This window comes from Pantoea sp. BJFS-204, assembly GCF_049310725.1.
GTDB classification, from domain to species: domain Bacteria; phylum Pseudomonadota; class Gammaproteobacteria; order Enterobacterales; family Enterobacteriaceae; genus Pantoea; species Pantoea agglomerans.
Genome location: NZ_JBMOWE010000002.1, coordinates 283,041 through 296,876, shown reverse-complemented (window position 1 = coordinate 296,876; position 13,836 = coordinate 283,041). Strand labels below are relative to the sequence as shown.

The following is a 13,836-nucleotide window of genomic DNA, read 5'->3' as shown; positions in this document are numbered from 1 at the left end:
GGATTATTGGTGTAAAAACGCCTTCCAGTGGGCGACGACCTGCGCCAGTGCCGCACGTTCAGCATCCAGATGGGTGACCAGACGAGTGCGGGTTCCTGCGCTGATTAACACCCCGCGCGCCTTCATCCACTCACCTAATGGTTTGACCTGGGCTTCCGGCACCGCCACAAACAGCATGTTGGTCTGCTGATCGATGACCTGAACGCCCAGCTCATGCAACTGCTGTCCCAGCCAGGCGGCATTGTCATGATCCTCCTGCAGCCGCGCCACGTTGTGTTCTAACGCATAGAGACCCGCCGCCGCCAGAATACCGGCCTGGCGCATGCCGCCGCCGGTCATTTTACGCCAGCGACGTGCGCGCTCAATCAGCGCCGTGTCGCCACACAGCAGAGAACCGACAGGCGTGCCCAGACCTTTAGAGAGACAGATGGTCAGGGTGTCGCAGTAGCGGGCAATCGCCGCCAGCGTGGTCTGCTGCGCGACTACCGCATTGAAAATGCGTGCGCCATCAATGTGCAGCGCCAGCTGGTGCTCGCGGGTAAAGGTCCACGCCTGTTCCAGATACGCCAGCGGCAGGACTTTACCGTGATGCGTGTTCTCCAGACTCAGCAGACGGGTGCGGGCAAAGTGAATATCGTCCGGCTTGATGGCGGCCGCTACTACGTCGAGCGGCAGGGTACCATCGTCGGCGGCCAGAATCGGCTGTGGCTGAATACTGCCCAGCACCGCCGCGCCGCCCGCTTCATATTTGTAGTTGTGCGCCTGCTGACCCACGATATATTCATCGCCGCGTTCGCAATGGCTGAGTAGCGCCACCAGATTCGCCTGGGTGCCGGTCGGGAAAAACAGCGCCGCTGCTTTGCCGCTCAGCCGTGCGGCTTCCGCCTCCAGCGCATTTACGGTGGGGTCGTCACGGTAGACGTCATCACCGGTTTCGGCAGACATCATCGCGCTTAACATGGCGGCGCTGGGCCGGGTTACGGTATCACTGCGTAAATCGATCACCCTATGCTCCTGAACGTGGCGGAAGAAAAAAAAAGGCGGGCATCGCGCCCGCCTGGATGGAGTCTCTGTTTTACCGCAGCCAGTTGGTTTTCGCCAGTTCTACCACCTCATCACCGCGACCATTCATAATGGCGCGCAGCATGTAGAGACTGAAGCCTTTAGCCTGCTCCATTTTGATCTCGGGCGGCATCGCCAGTTCCTCTTTGGCGGTAATGACATCCACCAGCACCGGGCCATCGTGGGCAAACGCCTGCTCCAGCGCGCCATTGAGATCGGATGCCTTTTCCACCCGGATACCCCGGATACCGCAGGCTTCGGCGATAGCGGCAAAGTCAGGATTCTCCAGCTCGGTGCCATCGGTGAGATAGCCACCCGCTTTCATCTCCATCGCCACAAAGCCCAGCACGCTGTTGTTGAAGATCACCAGTTTGACCGGCATTTTCAGTTGCGCCAGCGAGATAAAATCCCCCATCAGCATGCTGAAGCCGCCGTCGCCACACAGTGCCACCACCTGACGATTGCGATCAATCGACTGTGCGCCCAGCGCCTGTGGCATCGCGTTCGCCATTGAGCCGTGGTTAAACGAACCCAGCAGGCGACGTCTGCCGTTCATCTTCAGATAGCGCGCCGCCCAGACGGTCGGTGTCCCGACATCGCAGGTAAAGATGGCGTCATCACTGGCGTAGTGGCTGATCTGCTGTGCCAGATATTGCGGATGGATCGGCTGCTTGTCGTTGGGCTGCGCCAGTTCGTCCAGACTTTTGCGCGCCTCGCCATAGTGCTTAACCGCGCTGTCGAGATGGCTGCGATCGCTTTTGTGTGTCAGTTGCGGCAGCAGCGCCTGCAGTGTGCTTTTCACATCGCCGACATAGGCCTGATCGACGTGACAATGTGACCCAAGGCTGCCCGGATTGATATCAATCTGGATGATTTTAGCCTTTTCCGGATAGAAGGCGCGATAGGGGAACTGCGTGCCCAGCAACACCAGCGTCCCGGCATTCATCATGGCGTGGAAACCGGATGAGAAACCGATCAGTCCGGTCATGCCGACATCATAAGGGTTGTCATATTCGATGTGTTCTTTGCCGCGCAGCGCATGGACGATAGGGGCTTTCAGCGCTTCTGCCAGCGCTACCACCTCCTGATGCGCTCCGGCGCAGCCACTGCCGCACAGCAGCGTAATATCGCTGGCTTCGTTCAGCGTCTGCGCCAGCTGCGCCAGTTCGGCGGGCTGTGGCAGGACCTGCGGCAACTGTGGCGGATACCATTCCGCGCTGGCGCTCTCTGGCGCCAGTTTAAGCGCGACATCCCCAGGCAGCACCACCACCGAGACGCCACGATTCAGAATCGCTTTACGCATCGCGATGCCCAGCACCTGCGGGAGCTGCTCAGGGTTCGAAACCAGTTCGCAGTAGTGGCTGCATTCGCGGAACAGCTCCTGCGGATGGGTTTCCTGAAAATAGCCGCTGCCGATTTCGCTGGAGGGAATATGTGCCGCAATCGCCAGAACAGGAACGCGGTTACGATGGCAATCGAATAGACCGTTGATCAGATGTAAGTTGCCTGGCCCACAGGAGCCGGCGCAGACCGCCAGTTCACCGCTGATGTGCGCTTCCGCGCCTGCTGCGAATGCGGCGACTTCTTCATGGCGCGTCGGCATCCATTCAATGGTGCCCATGCGATTAAGACTGTCGCTCAGGCCGTTAAGGGAATCCCCGGTGACGCCCCAGATGCGTTTTACGCCCGCGCTTTCCAGCGTTTTGGCGACCAGCGCCGCGACGGTTTGTTTCATGCTCTTCTCCTTTGTCGGCCCGCCCTGAAGAGTGACGTGACCAGAACCGAAAAAAGAAGCGTAGACGACACGGAAGAAAAGCAGGCGTGAAAAAATGCGCTGGCAGAGCTCAGCGCATATCAGACAGGATTCAGGCGGAGAAGAGGGCGATAAGAATCGGGGCCAGCAGGCTCATCACAAAGCCGTGCACAATGGCGGCCGGGACGATCTCATTGCCGCCCGCCCGCTGCAGCACCGGCAGGGTAAAGTCCATTGAAGTTGCGCCACACAGGCCCAGTGCGCTGGAGCGATGACGGCCAATCAGCGCCGGAATGAGCATGATTGCCACCAGTTCACGTATCAGGTCGTTGAAGAAGGCGGCGCTGCCGATGACCGGACCAAAAGCTTCGGTCATCAGAATGCCGGAGAGAGAGTACCAGCCAAAACCGCTGGCTAACGCCAGACCGGTTTTCAGCGGCACGCCCAGCAGCAACGCCGCAATCATGCCGCCGATAAGCGCGCTGACCAGCACTACGCTGGCAACCAGCAGGCCACGACGGTTCAGGATAATCTGACGCAGCGTCATGCCGCTGCCGCGCAGCTGAATGCCAACCAGAAACAGCAGGAAGATCAGCGCATATTCGCTGGCCGTCGAGGCGTGTTGCAGCAGTGGCCACTGGGTCAGGCCAAGCAGAAAACCGATGACAACCACGCCGCATAGCTTCAGAGAGTCCAGCGCCATATGCAGCCGCGAGGGCAGTTTCTCCTGCCGATGCGCATGCTGCCATGGGGCATATTTTTCCAGCCCGCGCAGCGCCAGCAGGTTGCACAGCAAAATACAAAAGGCCGCTACCAGCGCGGTGTGAAATACCGCCAGCAGATTGCTGCTCAGGTTGTCGAGAAAGGCCAGGCTGATGCCCATAAAGAACAGAATGACGTAAACCATCCAGCCCAGCAGCTGATTGACCCGGCGCAGGGTTGAAGTTTGACGGAACGGTAGCAGCCAGCCGGCGATCAGCGGCAGAAGAATAATCAGGAGTCCGGAGTACATAGCGATAAGGGCCATCCATGGTGGAAGAGGCCACACGCTAGCGAAAAAGCGTAACGGAGTAAACCCTGAGAAAGCGGCTTGACCGGCTCGCTGGCGGCAACCATGCTGTTTATAAACTGAGGATGGACGCCTATGATTCTGGAACATATCGACATTCGCGGTTTCCGCGGCATCAATAAGCTCTCACTGCCTTTAACCCAGACCAATCTGCTGATTGGTGAGAACGCCTGGGGCAAATCCAGTCTGCTGGATGCCCTGAGCCTGTTACTTTCGCCCCATGAACCGGCCTATGTTTTTACCGAGGCTGATTTCCATTTCACCCCAGGCGATGTGACCGATGCGATGCGCCGTCTGTCGGTGGTGTTCTACTTTCGCGATGACGGCAAAGACCCGGATGCGTTGCTCTCGACCTTCTGGCAGCGTGATGCTCAGGGCCAGCGTCAGCTCTGTTACAGCGTCAGCGCCACCTGGCGTGACAGCGGTATCGAAACCCGCCGCCGTTTTGTTGACCTGAACTATCAGCTGTTGCCTGAGCAGAACTGCGCGGCGGCCATCGATCTTTTGCTGAAACGGTATCCGGTTCTGCGATTGCGCGATGCGCGTTTCAGTAAGCGGACGCGGAGTAGTGCACCGCTCCCCACCGCACATCCTGAGCTACTGGCGGGTATGGAGACGCTGGCGCGCGATCTGGAGCACCATCCACAACAGCTCAGCGATGAGGTGCTGCGGCAGGGGCTGAAGACGATGCAGCAACTGATGCAGCACTACTTCCTGGTGCAGCCGCCCGATGCGGGCAACGAGGTCAGGCTACGGGATCCGCAGACGCGCGAGGGGGGACAGGGATGGCGGGCGCTGGATCACCTGAATCAGCTGATTGCCGGAACCGACTCCCGCAGCCGTCAGCTGATACTGCTGCAGATGTTTACCCTACTGATTGAGGCACGAGGAGACGTCCCGCTGGCCGCCGGTGCCCGCCCGCTGCTGCTGATTGAAGATCCGGAAACCCGGCTGCATCCGATTATGCTGTCGGTAGCATGGAATCTGCTGAGGCTGCTGCCGCTGCAAAAAATCGCCACCACTAATTCGCCGGAGCTGCTGTCGCAGGTGCCGGTGGAAAACGTCTGTCGTCTGGTGCGTGGACCCTCGCGCGTAGCGGCCTGGCGCATCGGTCCGGAGGGACTGAGTGCCGAAGAGAGCCGGCGCATCGGCTTCCATATTCGGGTCAACCGGCCTGCTGCGCTGTTCGCCCGTTGCTGGCTGCTGGTGGAGGGAGAAACCGAAGTCTGGATCATGAATGAGCTGGCGCAGCAGTGCGGTTACAACTTCGCCGCTGAAGGCGTGAAGGTGATTGAGTTTGCGCAGTCGGGGTTAAAACCGCTACTGAAGTTTGCCCGGCGCATGGGTATCGCCTGGCATGTCCTGACTGACGGTGATCAGGCGGGGAATAAATATGCCAGTACGGCACGCACTCAGTTAGAGCCGGGTGAACCGGAGCCGCGTTTTCTGACGCAGTTACCGGCGCTGGATATGGAAAATTTTCTCTATCAGCACGGCTTTAAGGATGTCTATCATCAGATGGCGCACCTGCCGTTAAACGTTCCGATGAGTTCCAGGCGTATTATTACTAAAGCGATTCACCAGAGCTCCAAGCCGGAACTGGCGATCGCAGTGGCTACGTCGGCGGCGGAACGCGGGCCAGAGGCCATCCCGCCATTGATGCGGCAGATGTTTGCCCGGGTGATTGGACTGGCGCAGGGCCAGGCAGATTAGGTGACATCGAACAGGAAAATGCCAGCGGCACTGGCTGGCATTTTTGGGTCTTTGTTCAGAAAGGCGATATGTGTCAGGCCACGGCCTGCACCTCGACCGGCACGATCAGGCTGGCGTGATTGCCTTTTGGGCCTTCATGGACATCGAACTGAACCTGCTGGCCTGCCTTAAGCGTGCGGTAGCCTTCCATCTGAATGGTGGAGTAGTGCGCAAAAATATCTTCGCCACCGCCAATCGGACAGATAAAGCCAAAGCCTTTGGAATTGTTGAACCATTTAACTGTGCCCGTCTCCATGCTTTTACTTCCCTCGCAAGACATTTTATAAGTAGGTGAGGTCATCGAAGCTGTGAGTCGGATTTGATTAAAACTCAATCAGCCTGTGCAGCTAGAATGTAGAGAAAGCGCGGCTGACGTCAAGCAAACCACCGGGCCAGGTGGGGAAAAAATCATCAAAATTTGAGGCAGTTAACGCTATTGCAAATTTTGTGATGCAGGTCGCGCAGGGGAATTTCTGAATAAATTTTCAGCAGCGGCATGCGGCTTGACAGGCATGTTAAACTCTCAATATGTAGCTACTTAAAGGCTAAAAGCAAAATCTCAACGGAACACTATGGCAAACGCAAACGACTGGCTTAACTTTGAACATCTGGCCGACGATAAAGTACGTGAAGGGTTAAAGCCGCCTTCTATGTATAAAGTCATTCTGAATAATGACGATTATACACCTATGGAATTTGTTATTGACGTTGTACAAAAGTTCTTTTCTTATGATGTTGAACGTGCAACGCAGCTGATGTTGAAAGTTCACTATCACGGCAAGGCGATCTGTGGTGTATTTACTGCAGAAGTCGCCGAAACAAAAGCGGCCCAGGTGAACAACTATGCACGGGAAAATCATCATCCGTTGCTGTGTACGCTGGAAAAGGCCTGAACCCGTCTCCATATAGGAAACAGGTAAGGGCGATAATTGGGGGAGGTGCCTAATGCTCAATCAAGAACTGGAACTCAGTTTAAATATGGCTTTCGCCAGAGCGCGTGAGCACCGTCATGAGTTTATGACCGTCGAGCATCTGTTACTGGCGTTGCTCAGTAACCCGTCGGCCAGAGAGGCACTGGAAGCCTGTACGGTGGACATTGTGGCTCTGCGGCAGGAACTCGAAGCCTTCATCGAACAAACCACGCCCGTGCTGCCTGCCAGCGAAGAGGAGCGTGATACACAACCCACGCTTAGCTTCCAGCGCGTCCTGCAGCGTGCGGTTTTCCATGTCCAGTCATCCGGTCGCAGCGAAGTCTCCGGTGCGAATGTGCTGGTCGCCATTTTCAGCGAGCAGGAGTCGCAAGCGGCCTATCTGCTACGCAAACATGAAGTGAGCCGCCTTGATGTGGTGAACTTCATCTCTCACGGTACGCGTAAAGATGAGTCCGGCCAGGCGCCAGGCGCAGAAAATCCGGTTAACGAAGAGCAAGCAGGCGGGGAGGAGCGTATGGAAAACTTCACCACCAATCTTAATCAGCTTGCTCGCGTCGGTGGTATTGATCCACTGATTGGTCGCGATAAAGAGCTGGAACGTACCGTTCAGGTGCTATGTCGTCGCCGTAAAAATAACCCGCTGCTGGTGGGTGAGTCGGGTGTGGGTAAAACCGCCATTGCTGAAGGTCTCGCCTGGCGCATAGAGCAGGGCGATGTACCGGAAGTGATGAAAGACTGCACGATCTACTCGCTGGATATCGGTTCGTTATTAGCCGGCACCAAGTACCGTGGTGACTTTGAAAAACGTTTCAAAGCGCTGCTGAAGCAGCTGGAGCAGGACGAACACAGCATTCTGTTTATCGATGAGATCCATACCATCATCGGTGCGGGTGCTGCATCCGGCGGCCAGGTCGATGCTGCGAACCTGATCAAACCTCTTCTTTCCTCTGGCAAGATTCGGGTGATGGGTTCCACCACCTATCAGGAATTCAGCAACATCTTTGAAAAAGACCGTGCCCTGGCACGTCGCTTCCAGAAGATCGATATCACGGAGCCTTCACCAGAAGAGACCGTGCAGATCCTGAATGGCCTGAAGACCAAGTACGAAGCGCATCACGATGTGCGCTATACCGCGAAAGCGGTGCGCGCAGCCGTGGAACTGGCGGTGAAATATATCAACGACCGTCATCTGCCTGACAAGGCGATTGATGTGATTGATGAAGCGGGTGCGCGTGCGCGCCTGATGCCAGCCAGTAAGCGCAAGAAAACCATCAACGTCTCTGACATTGAAACGGTGGTGGCTCGTATTGCCCGTATTCCTGAGCAAAGCGTGTCAGCAAGCGACCGCGATACGCTGAAAAATCTGGGCGATCGTCTGAAGATGCTGGTGTTTGGTCAGGACAACGCCATTGAGGCGCTGACGGAAGCGATCAAAATGAGCCGTGCAGGTCTGGGTCAGGATCGTAAGCCGGTCGGTTCCTTCCTGTTTGCCGGGCCTACCGGTGTCGGTAAAACGGAAGTCACCGTGCAGCTGGCGAAAGCGCTGGGCATTGAGTTGCTGCGCTTTGATATGTCCGAGTATATGGAGCGTCACACCGTCAGCCGTTTGATTGGTGCGCCTCCGGGTTACGTCGGTTTTGATCAGGGCGGCCTGCTGACGGATGCAGTGATTAAGCATCCTCATGCGGTGGTGTTGCTGGATGAGATTGAGAAAGCACACCCGGATGTCTTCAACCTGCTGTTGCAGGTGATGGATAACGGTATGCTGACCGACAACAACGGTCGCAAAGCGGACTTCCGCAACGTGGTGCTGGTCATGACCACTAACGCCGGGGTCCGCGAGACTGAACGTAAGTCGATTGGCCTGATTCATCAGGACAACAGCACCGATGCCATGGAGGAGATCAAAAAGATGTTTTCTCCAGAGTTTCGTAACCGTCTCGACAACATTATCTGGTTCAGTCACCTGTCACCAGAGGTGATCCATCAGGTGGTCGACAAGTTCATTGTCGAGTTGCAGGCGCAGCTGGATGCCAAAGGCGTGTCGCTGGAAGTCAGCGATGAAGCACGCGACTGGCTTGCTGAGAAAGGCTATGACAAAGCGATGGGCGCTCGTCCGATGGCGCGCACCGTGCAGGACAGCCTGAAGAAACCGTTAGCCAATGAACTGCTGTTTGGTTCGCTGGTGGATGGCGGCTCGGTGTCAGTGGCGCTGGATCGTGAGAAAGGTGAACTGACCTATCACTTCCTGAGTGCTGAAAAACGCAAAACCGAAGGCACTGTGCATTAATCACCTGCTGCAGATATGAAAAAGGCCGGATTAAAATCCGGCCTTTTTTTTCGCTGCAAATTGCAGAGCGATGAGATTACTGCAAATTAGCGACTACGGAAGACAATGCGGCCTTTGCTCAGGTCGTACGGGGTCAGCTCAACGGTCACTTTGTCACCCGTCAGGATACGGATGTAGTTTTTGCGCATTTTACCGGAGATATGAGCAGTAACCACGTGTCCGTTCTCAAGTTCTACGCGGAACATGGTGTTAGGTAACGTATCCAGTACGGTACCTTGCATTTCAATATTGTCTTCTTTGGCCATCGAATCCTCTGGGTGTACTACCTTTCAGTTGAACCGGCAAGATAATGCCCAATTCAACGATTTATGTAAAGAACCGTCGGCGATTTTGCCAACGCTTTGCCGGGGTGCACGTCAGTCGCGCGCATCCGGTAAAATTAGGGTGTTTATGTGACGTCTGCGGGGGATTAGCGGGCTAAGAATCTGTATCAACCGGTTACACGCGCACGATTGAAAACAGTTCCGAGAGTGCGTTGAGATTCCCAGCCTGGCAATTCCGGCTCGTTATTGCGAAGCGCGGACGACATACCAAACTCGACCATTATACCACTTAATACGCCTTTATGTGTGCAAAACATCTCTGTGCGACTAAAAAAGGGTTTGTGTCTGCCAGCAGCCATCGCTGACAGGCTGGCACGCAAGGCTTTGTACATATTGCAGATAGTCAGCGCGCGGTATCTCCTGCGCCCCCAAAGAGGCCGTATGAGGGTTAAGTACCTGACAATCCACCAGACGGCCCTGATGTCTGAGGAAATGCTGACAAAATACCCAAAGTGCGGTTTTTGACGCATTCTGCTGACGGCTGAACATTGATTCGCCGCAGAAGATTTGCCCCATCGCCAGCCCATACATGCCACCTGCCAGCTGATGTTCATCCCACACCTCAATGGAGTGGGCGTGGCCCAGTTCATACAATCGCAACCAGGCGCGCTTCATTTCAAAGGTGATCCAGGTGCCTTCCTCGCGACCGGTGGCACAGCCCTCGATCACCTCGGCAAATGACTCATTCATCGTCACCCGATAGGGCGAACGGCTGTGGAAACGCTTCATGCTCCGGCTGAGATGAAACTGCTCAGGCAACAGCACTGCACGGGGATCGGGCGACCACCAGAGAATCGGGTCGCCAGAAGAAAACCACGGAAAGATGCCGCGCTGATAAGCGTTAAGTAACCGGGCAGGGGAGAGATCACCCCCCATGGCCAGCAGGCCGTTTGGCTCGCGCAGCGCCATCTCCGGTGGGGGAAATTGCAAAGATTCCCGTGACAGTTGTACCAGTCTCATCGCGTTTTGTTACCTATCAGCATTTCGCTAAGACTATAGCGCAATCCGCTGTCGGAAACGCCAGTACCGACCCGCTTTTGAGATTAATTCGGCATGACTTCCCTGTTCCACAATCACGCCATTATCCATCACGCAGATGCGATCCATCTGCTCCAGGCCGCTGAGACGGTGGGTGACCATTATCACGGTCTTGCCAGCGGTCAGCCGCTGCAGCAGGGTGAGGATATGCTGCTCGGTTGTGGCATCCAGTCCTTCGGTGGGTTCATCCAGCAGCCAGAGATCGCCGTTATGCATTAACGCACGCGCCAGCGCCAGCCGACGCAGTTCGCCGCCTGACAGCGGGCGACCGCCTTCTCCCATCCAGGCGTTTAATCCTTCCGGGCTCTCAAGCAGGCGCTGCAGGCCGACGTCATTCAGCACGCGGCGTAACTGCTCATCAGTAGCATCGGGACAGGCCAGCAGTAAGTTATCACGCAGGCTCTGACTGAAGAGATGAACCCGCTGAGTCACCACGCTGATGCGCTGACGCAGCGCTGGCTCTGACCATGCGGTGATCGGCAGGTCATTCAGGCTGATGACACCGCGCTGGCTATCCCAGCCACGGGTCAACAGCGCCAGCAGAGTGGATTTGCCGCAGCCGGTCGGCCCCAGCAGTGCAATGTGTTCACCGGCTGCCACCTTAAGGGTAAAGCGGTTCAGCACCTTATCCGGGCGGTCGGGATAGCTGAAGTCGAGCTGATCGATATCGACTGCGAGACGTCCTGGCCGGGCATCTGAATCTGCCGGAAAGGTGATAGCGGGTGACTGATCGATAATGTCATTGACCCGCTGAGCGGCATTTATCACCTGCGACATGGGCAGAAAGGCCCCTGCAACCGGTGCCAGCGCCTCGAAAGCAGCCAGCGCGCAAAACACCACCAGGGCAATCAGCGAGCCGGGCAACTGCTGCTGGCTGATTGTCGCCGCACTGAGCCAGAGCAACAGTGTGACGGTTACGCCGCTGATCAGCAGCAGCAGGCTCTGTGCCGCAGCCTGCAAGCGCTGTTGCTGGCTCTGAGCCTGCTGCCAGCGCTGTTCATCTTCATCAAGTTGCTGACGCCAGTCCCGCGAGGCACCGTAAAGGGTGAGTTCAGCCTGAGCCGCCAGCCACTGCATCAGCTGTAAGCGCCAGCGGGCGCGCCCACGGGCAATCGCGCCGCCTGCGGGCGATCCCAGACGGTAAAACAGCGCTGGCATCACCACCAGCGTACTCAGCATGATGCCGCCCAGCGTCAGTGCCAGCTGAACATCGATGAAGCTCATTCCGAGGGTAACTACGACAATCACCACCAGTGCGCCGAACAGCGGCGAGATGACGCGCAGATAGAGGTGATCCAGCGTATCGACATCGGCCACGAAGCGGTTGAGCAGGTCCGCCTGCCGGAACCGCGAAAGCTGGCCTGGCGAAAGGGCCATCAGGCGACTGAAGGTGTGGACACGCAGATGCTGAAGAACCCTGAATGTTGCATCGTGGCTGACCAGCCGTTCAGCATAGCGTGCGGCAGTGCGAATGATGGCGGCGCCACGTACGCCTGCCGCAGGCAGCATATAGTTGAAGGTATTGAGACCGGCTACGCCTGCCACTGACGAGGCGGCCAGAAACCAGCCTGAAAGCGTCAGCAGGCCGATGCTGGCCAGCAGGGTAACAATCGCCAGCACGATGCCCAGCGCCAGGCGATAAGGGTGGCGCAGCCAGAGACGAAGAAAAGGACGCAAGGCGGACATCAGCGAATCTCCTGTTGACGATGCTTCAGCATCTCACTGAACGCACCCGGCTGTTGCGACAGCTGCTGCCAGTTACCCTGTTGCACCAGCTTACCGGCTTCCATTACCCAGAGGGTCTGCCAGTGACTTAACGTATCAATCTGATGGGTTATCATCAGCGTGGTCTGGCGGGCTGCCGCCTGGTTAAGTGCCAGCATCACATGACGTTCACTGAGCGCATCCAGGCTGGCTGCGGGTTCATCGAGCAGCAAAAAATGCGAGGATTTATAGAGTGCGCGCGCGACCGCGACCCGCTGCGCCTGACCCACCGACAGCTGATTACCGCCATCGCCTGGCAGGGTGTCAATGCCCTGGGGCAGACGAGGCAGGAACTCATTAATGCCGCACGACTCCAGCAGTGCCGCAAAACGCTCGTCATCCCAGGCCGCATTCATCACGATGTTGTCGCGCAAGGTGGCGGCCGGTAACTGAGGATTCTGTCCTACCCAGCTGAGCTGCTGATGCCAGTCATTCCGTCGTATATCGCGGAGTTCAACGCCATTCGCTTTCAGCGAACCCTGATAAGGCAGAAAACCGAGCAGGGCGTTCATCAGGGCCGTTTTACCGGCCCCGCTTTGACCGACCAGCGCAATCTGTTCGCCGGGGGCGACAGTAAAAGAGAGCGGGCCGCACAACACCTGACCATCAGGCGCACAGACACGCAGATCTTCGGCGGTAAGTGCGATTGAGCGATCGGCAGTGAAGGGCAACTGGCCTTCCTGCGGCGCGGTGGCAGGCGTCGCCTGCATAAAGGCTTCAAGGGCATCGGCACCGCCTACAGCCTGGGCTTTGGCGTGATAGAAAGCGCCGAGATCGCGCAGCGGCTGGAAAAACTCCGGGGCGAGGATCAGCACCAGAAAGCCGGCAAACAGCGTCACGCCCTGGCCGTAATCACCAAAATGCAATTCGCCCAGATAGGAGAAGCCAAAGTAGACGGCCACCACGGCAATCGCCAGCGAGGCAAAAAACTCCAGCACGGCAGAGGAGAGAAAGGCTAAGCGCAGCACTTCCATGGTGCGCTGGCGAAAATCGGTGGTGGCGGCGGCAACCGCCTGCTGCTCCGCTGCGCCACGATGAAACAGCCGCAGCGTCTCTCTGCCGCGCAGGCGGTCGAGAAAGTTACCGCTCAGGCGGGCCAGCACCAGGAAGTTCCGGCGGTTGGCCTCGGCCGCACCCATCCCGACCAGCGCCATAAACAGCGGAATCAGTGGCGCGGTGGCAAACAGGATCAGACCCGCCGTCCAGTTGAGCGGAAAAATAGTCAGCAGAATGCAGCAGGGGATCAGCACCGCCAGGGTCATCTGCGGCAGATAGCGCGCGTAATACTCCTGCATCTCTTCGATCTGCTCCAGCAGCAGCGTCGCCCAGCTGCCGGCTGGCTTTCCCTGAATCCACGCCGGCCCCAGATCAGACAATCGGTCTAATACCTGCTGACGTAAAGCCTGACGGATAGCCTGTCCGGCACGATAACCGGTCAGTTCACGGGCATAGTTAATCAGGGCGCGGAGCACAAAGCAGAGCAGTAACAGCAGGATGCTGACAGTCAGGGATTCACGCGGCTGCTGGTCAACAATCAGAGCCTGCAGCAGCGAGGCCAGTAAACCCGCCTGAGCAATGATCAGAAGTGCACTTGCCATGCCCAGCAGGGTGTTGAGTCGCAACCAGCGACCGGCGAAATGACGTTGCTGACGAAGCCAGCGGGTAAGATGCTGCTGCCGCGATTTGTCCATGCGAGACCATGATGAATGTCGATGACGGGTGAAAATGGAAAGACATTTCCATCTCTTCAGGCGCAAGAATCTAGCATGAGAGCAATAAAAAAGGCGACGGAA

Annotated in this window: 11 protein-coding genes; 3 read left to right on the top strand and 8 right to left on the bottom strand. The window is 57.1% G+C overall.

Annotation, left to right across the window (positions count from 1 at the left end; genetic code table 11):
• Positions 1-3: 3 nt before the first annotated feature.
• From ltaE to ACO6VX_RS08075, 3 genes are all read right to left on the bottom strand, one after another.
• Entirely contained in the window at positions 4-1,005 is a 1,002-nt protein-coding gene (gene ltaE / locus ACO6VX_RS08085) for a low-specificity L-threonine aldolase (RefSeq protein ID WP_422458062.1), read from the bottom strand.
• Between the two features lie 70 nt (positions 1,006-1,075).
• Complete coding sequence (gene poxB, locus ACO6VX_RS08080) at positions 1,076-2,797, bottom strand: ubiquinone-dependent pyruvate dehydrogenase (RefSeq protein ID WP_022625954.1); 1,722 nt, start codon at positions 2,795-2,797, stop codon at positions 1,076-1,078.
• 130 nt (positions 2,798-2,927) lie between these two features.
• Entirely contained in the window at positions 2,928-3,827 is a 900-nt protein-coding gene (locus tag ACO6VX_RS08075) for a lysine exporter LysO family protein (protein WP_010254448.1), read from the bottom strand.
• Positions 3,828-3,959: 132 nt separating this feature from the next.
• Between ACO6VX_RS08075 and ACO6VX_RS08070 the strand changes: the two genes are divergently transcribed.
• Entirely contained in the window at positions 3,960-5,597 is a 1,638-nt protein-coding gene (locus tag ACO6VX_RS08070) for a DUF2813 domain-containing protein (protein WP_422458061.1), read from the top strand.
• 73 nt (positions 5,598-5,670) lie between these two features.
• On the opposite strand, the gene cspD is transcribed toward ACO6VX_RS08070, so the two are convergent.
• Positions 5,671-5,892, bottom strand: a complete 222-nt coding sequence (gene cspD / locus ACO6VX_RS08065) for a cold shock-like protein CspD (RefSeq protein WP_010254451.1) — start codon at positions 5,890-5,892, stop codon at positions 5,671-5,673.
• A gap of 316 nt (positions 5,893-6,208) precedes the next feature.
• On the opposite strand from cspD, the gene clpS reads away from it, so the two are divergent.
• Complete coding sequence (clpS, locus tag ACO6VX_RS08060; protein WP_010254453.1) at positions 6,209-6,529, top strand: ATP-dependent Clp protease adapter ClpS; 321 nt, start codon at positions 6,209-6,211, stop codon at positions 6,527-6,529.
• Between the two features lie 52 nt (positions 6,530-6,581).
• Complete coding sequence (gene clpA / locus ACO6VX_RS08055) at positions 6,582-8,858, top strand: ATP-dependent Clp protease ATP-binding subunit ClpA (protein ID WP_010254457.1); 2,277 nt, start codon at positions 6,582-6,584, stop codon at positions 8,856-8,858.
• Between the two features lie 86 nt (positions 8,859-8,944).
• Here the strand turns inward: clpA and infA are convergent, their stop codons facing one another.
• The 4 genes from infA to cydD form a co-directional block, all read right to left on the bottom strand.
• Positions 8,945-9,163, bottom strand: coding sequence for a translation initiation factor IF-1 (infA, locus tag ACO6VX_RS08050; RefSeq protein ID WP_002211347.1), 219 nt, complete (start codon positions 9,161-9,163; stop codon positions 8,945-8,947).
• Positions 9,164-9,508: 345 nt separating this feature from the next.
• The gene (aat, locus tag ACO6VX_RS08045) at positions 9,509-10,201 is read right to left on the bottom strand and encodes a leucyl/phenylalanyl-tRNA--protein transferase (RefSeq protein WP_010254921.1); all 693 of its coding nucleotides are present in this window, start codon (positions 10,199-10,201) and stop codon (positions 9,509-9,511) included.
• A gap of 33 nt (positions 10,202-10,234) precedes the next feature.
• A complete protein-coding gene (gene cydC, locus ACO6VX_RS08040) occupies positions 10,235-11,965 on the bottom strand; it encodes a heme ABC transporter ATP-binding protein/permease CydC (RefSeq protein WP_422458060.1) in 1,731 nt (576 codons plus the stop codon).
• The gene (cydD, locus tag ACO6VX_RS08035) at positions 11,965-13,734 is read right to left on the bottom strand and encodes a heme ABC transporter permease/ATP-binding protein CydD (RefSeq protein ID WP_064690077.1); all 1,770 of its coding nucleotides are present in this window, start codon (positions 13,732-13,734) and stop codon (positions 11,965-11,967) included. The genes cydC and cydD overlap by 1 nt, the downstream gene beginning before the upstream one ends.
• Positions 13,735-13,836 lie beyond the last annotated feature (102 nt).

What these genes read in the sequence shown, in the direction of transcription:
- ACO6VX_RS08070 (WP_422458061.1), top strand. Translation starts at nt 3,960, where the DNA reads ATGATTCTGGAACATATCGACATTCGCGGTTTCCGCGGCATCAATAAG.
- aat (WP_010254921.1), bottom strand. Translation starts at nt 10,201, where the DNA reads ATGAGACTGGTACAACTGTCACGGGAATCTTTGCAATTTCCCCCACCG.
- clpA (WP_010254457.1), top strand. Translation starts at nt 6,582, where the DNA reads ATGCTCAATCAAGAACTGGAACTCAGTTTAAATATGGCTTTCGCCAGA.
- cydC (WP_422458060.1), bottom strand. Translation starts at nt 11,965, where the DNA reads ATGTCCGCCTTGCGTCCTTTTCTTCGTCTCTGGCTGCGCCACCCTTAT.
- infA (WP_002211347.1), bottom strand. Translation starts at nt 9,163, where the DNA reads ATGGCCAAAGAAGACAATATTGAAATGCAAGGTACCGTACTGGATACG.
- poxB (WP_022625954.1), bottom strand. Translation starts at nt 2,797, where the DNA reads ATGAAACAAACCGTCGCGGCGCTGGTCGCCAAAACGCTGGAAAGCGCG.
- cydD (WP_064690077.1), bottom strand. Translation starts at nt 13,734, where the DNA reads ATGGACAAATCGCGGCAGCAGCATCTTACCCGCTGGCTTCGTCAGCAA.
- ACO6VX_RS08075 (WP_010254448.1), bottom strand. Translation starts at nt 3,827, where the DNA reads ATGTACTCCGGACTCCTGATTATTCTTCTGCCGCTGATCGCCGGCTGG.
- clpS (WP_010254453.1), top strand. Translation starts at nt 6,209, where the DNA reads ATGGCAAACGCAAACGACTGGCTTAACTTTGAACATCTGGCCGACGAT.
- cspD (WP_010254451.1), bottom strand. Translation starts at nt 5,892, where the DNA reads ATGGAGACGGGCACAGTTAAATGGTTCAACAATTCCAAAGGCTTTGGC.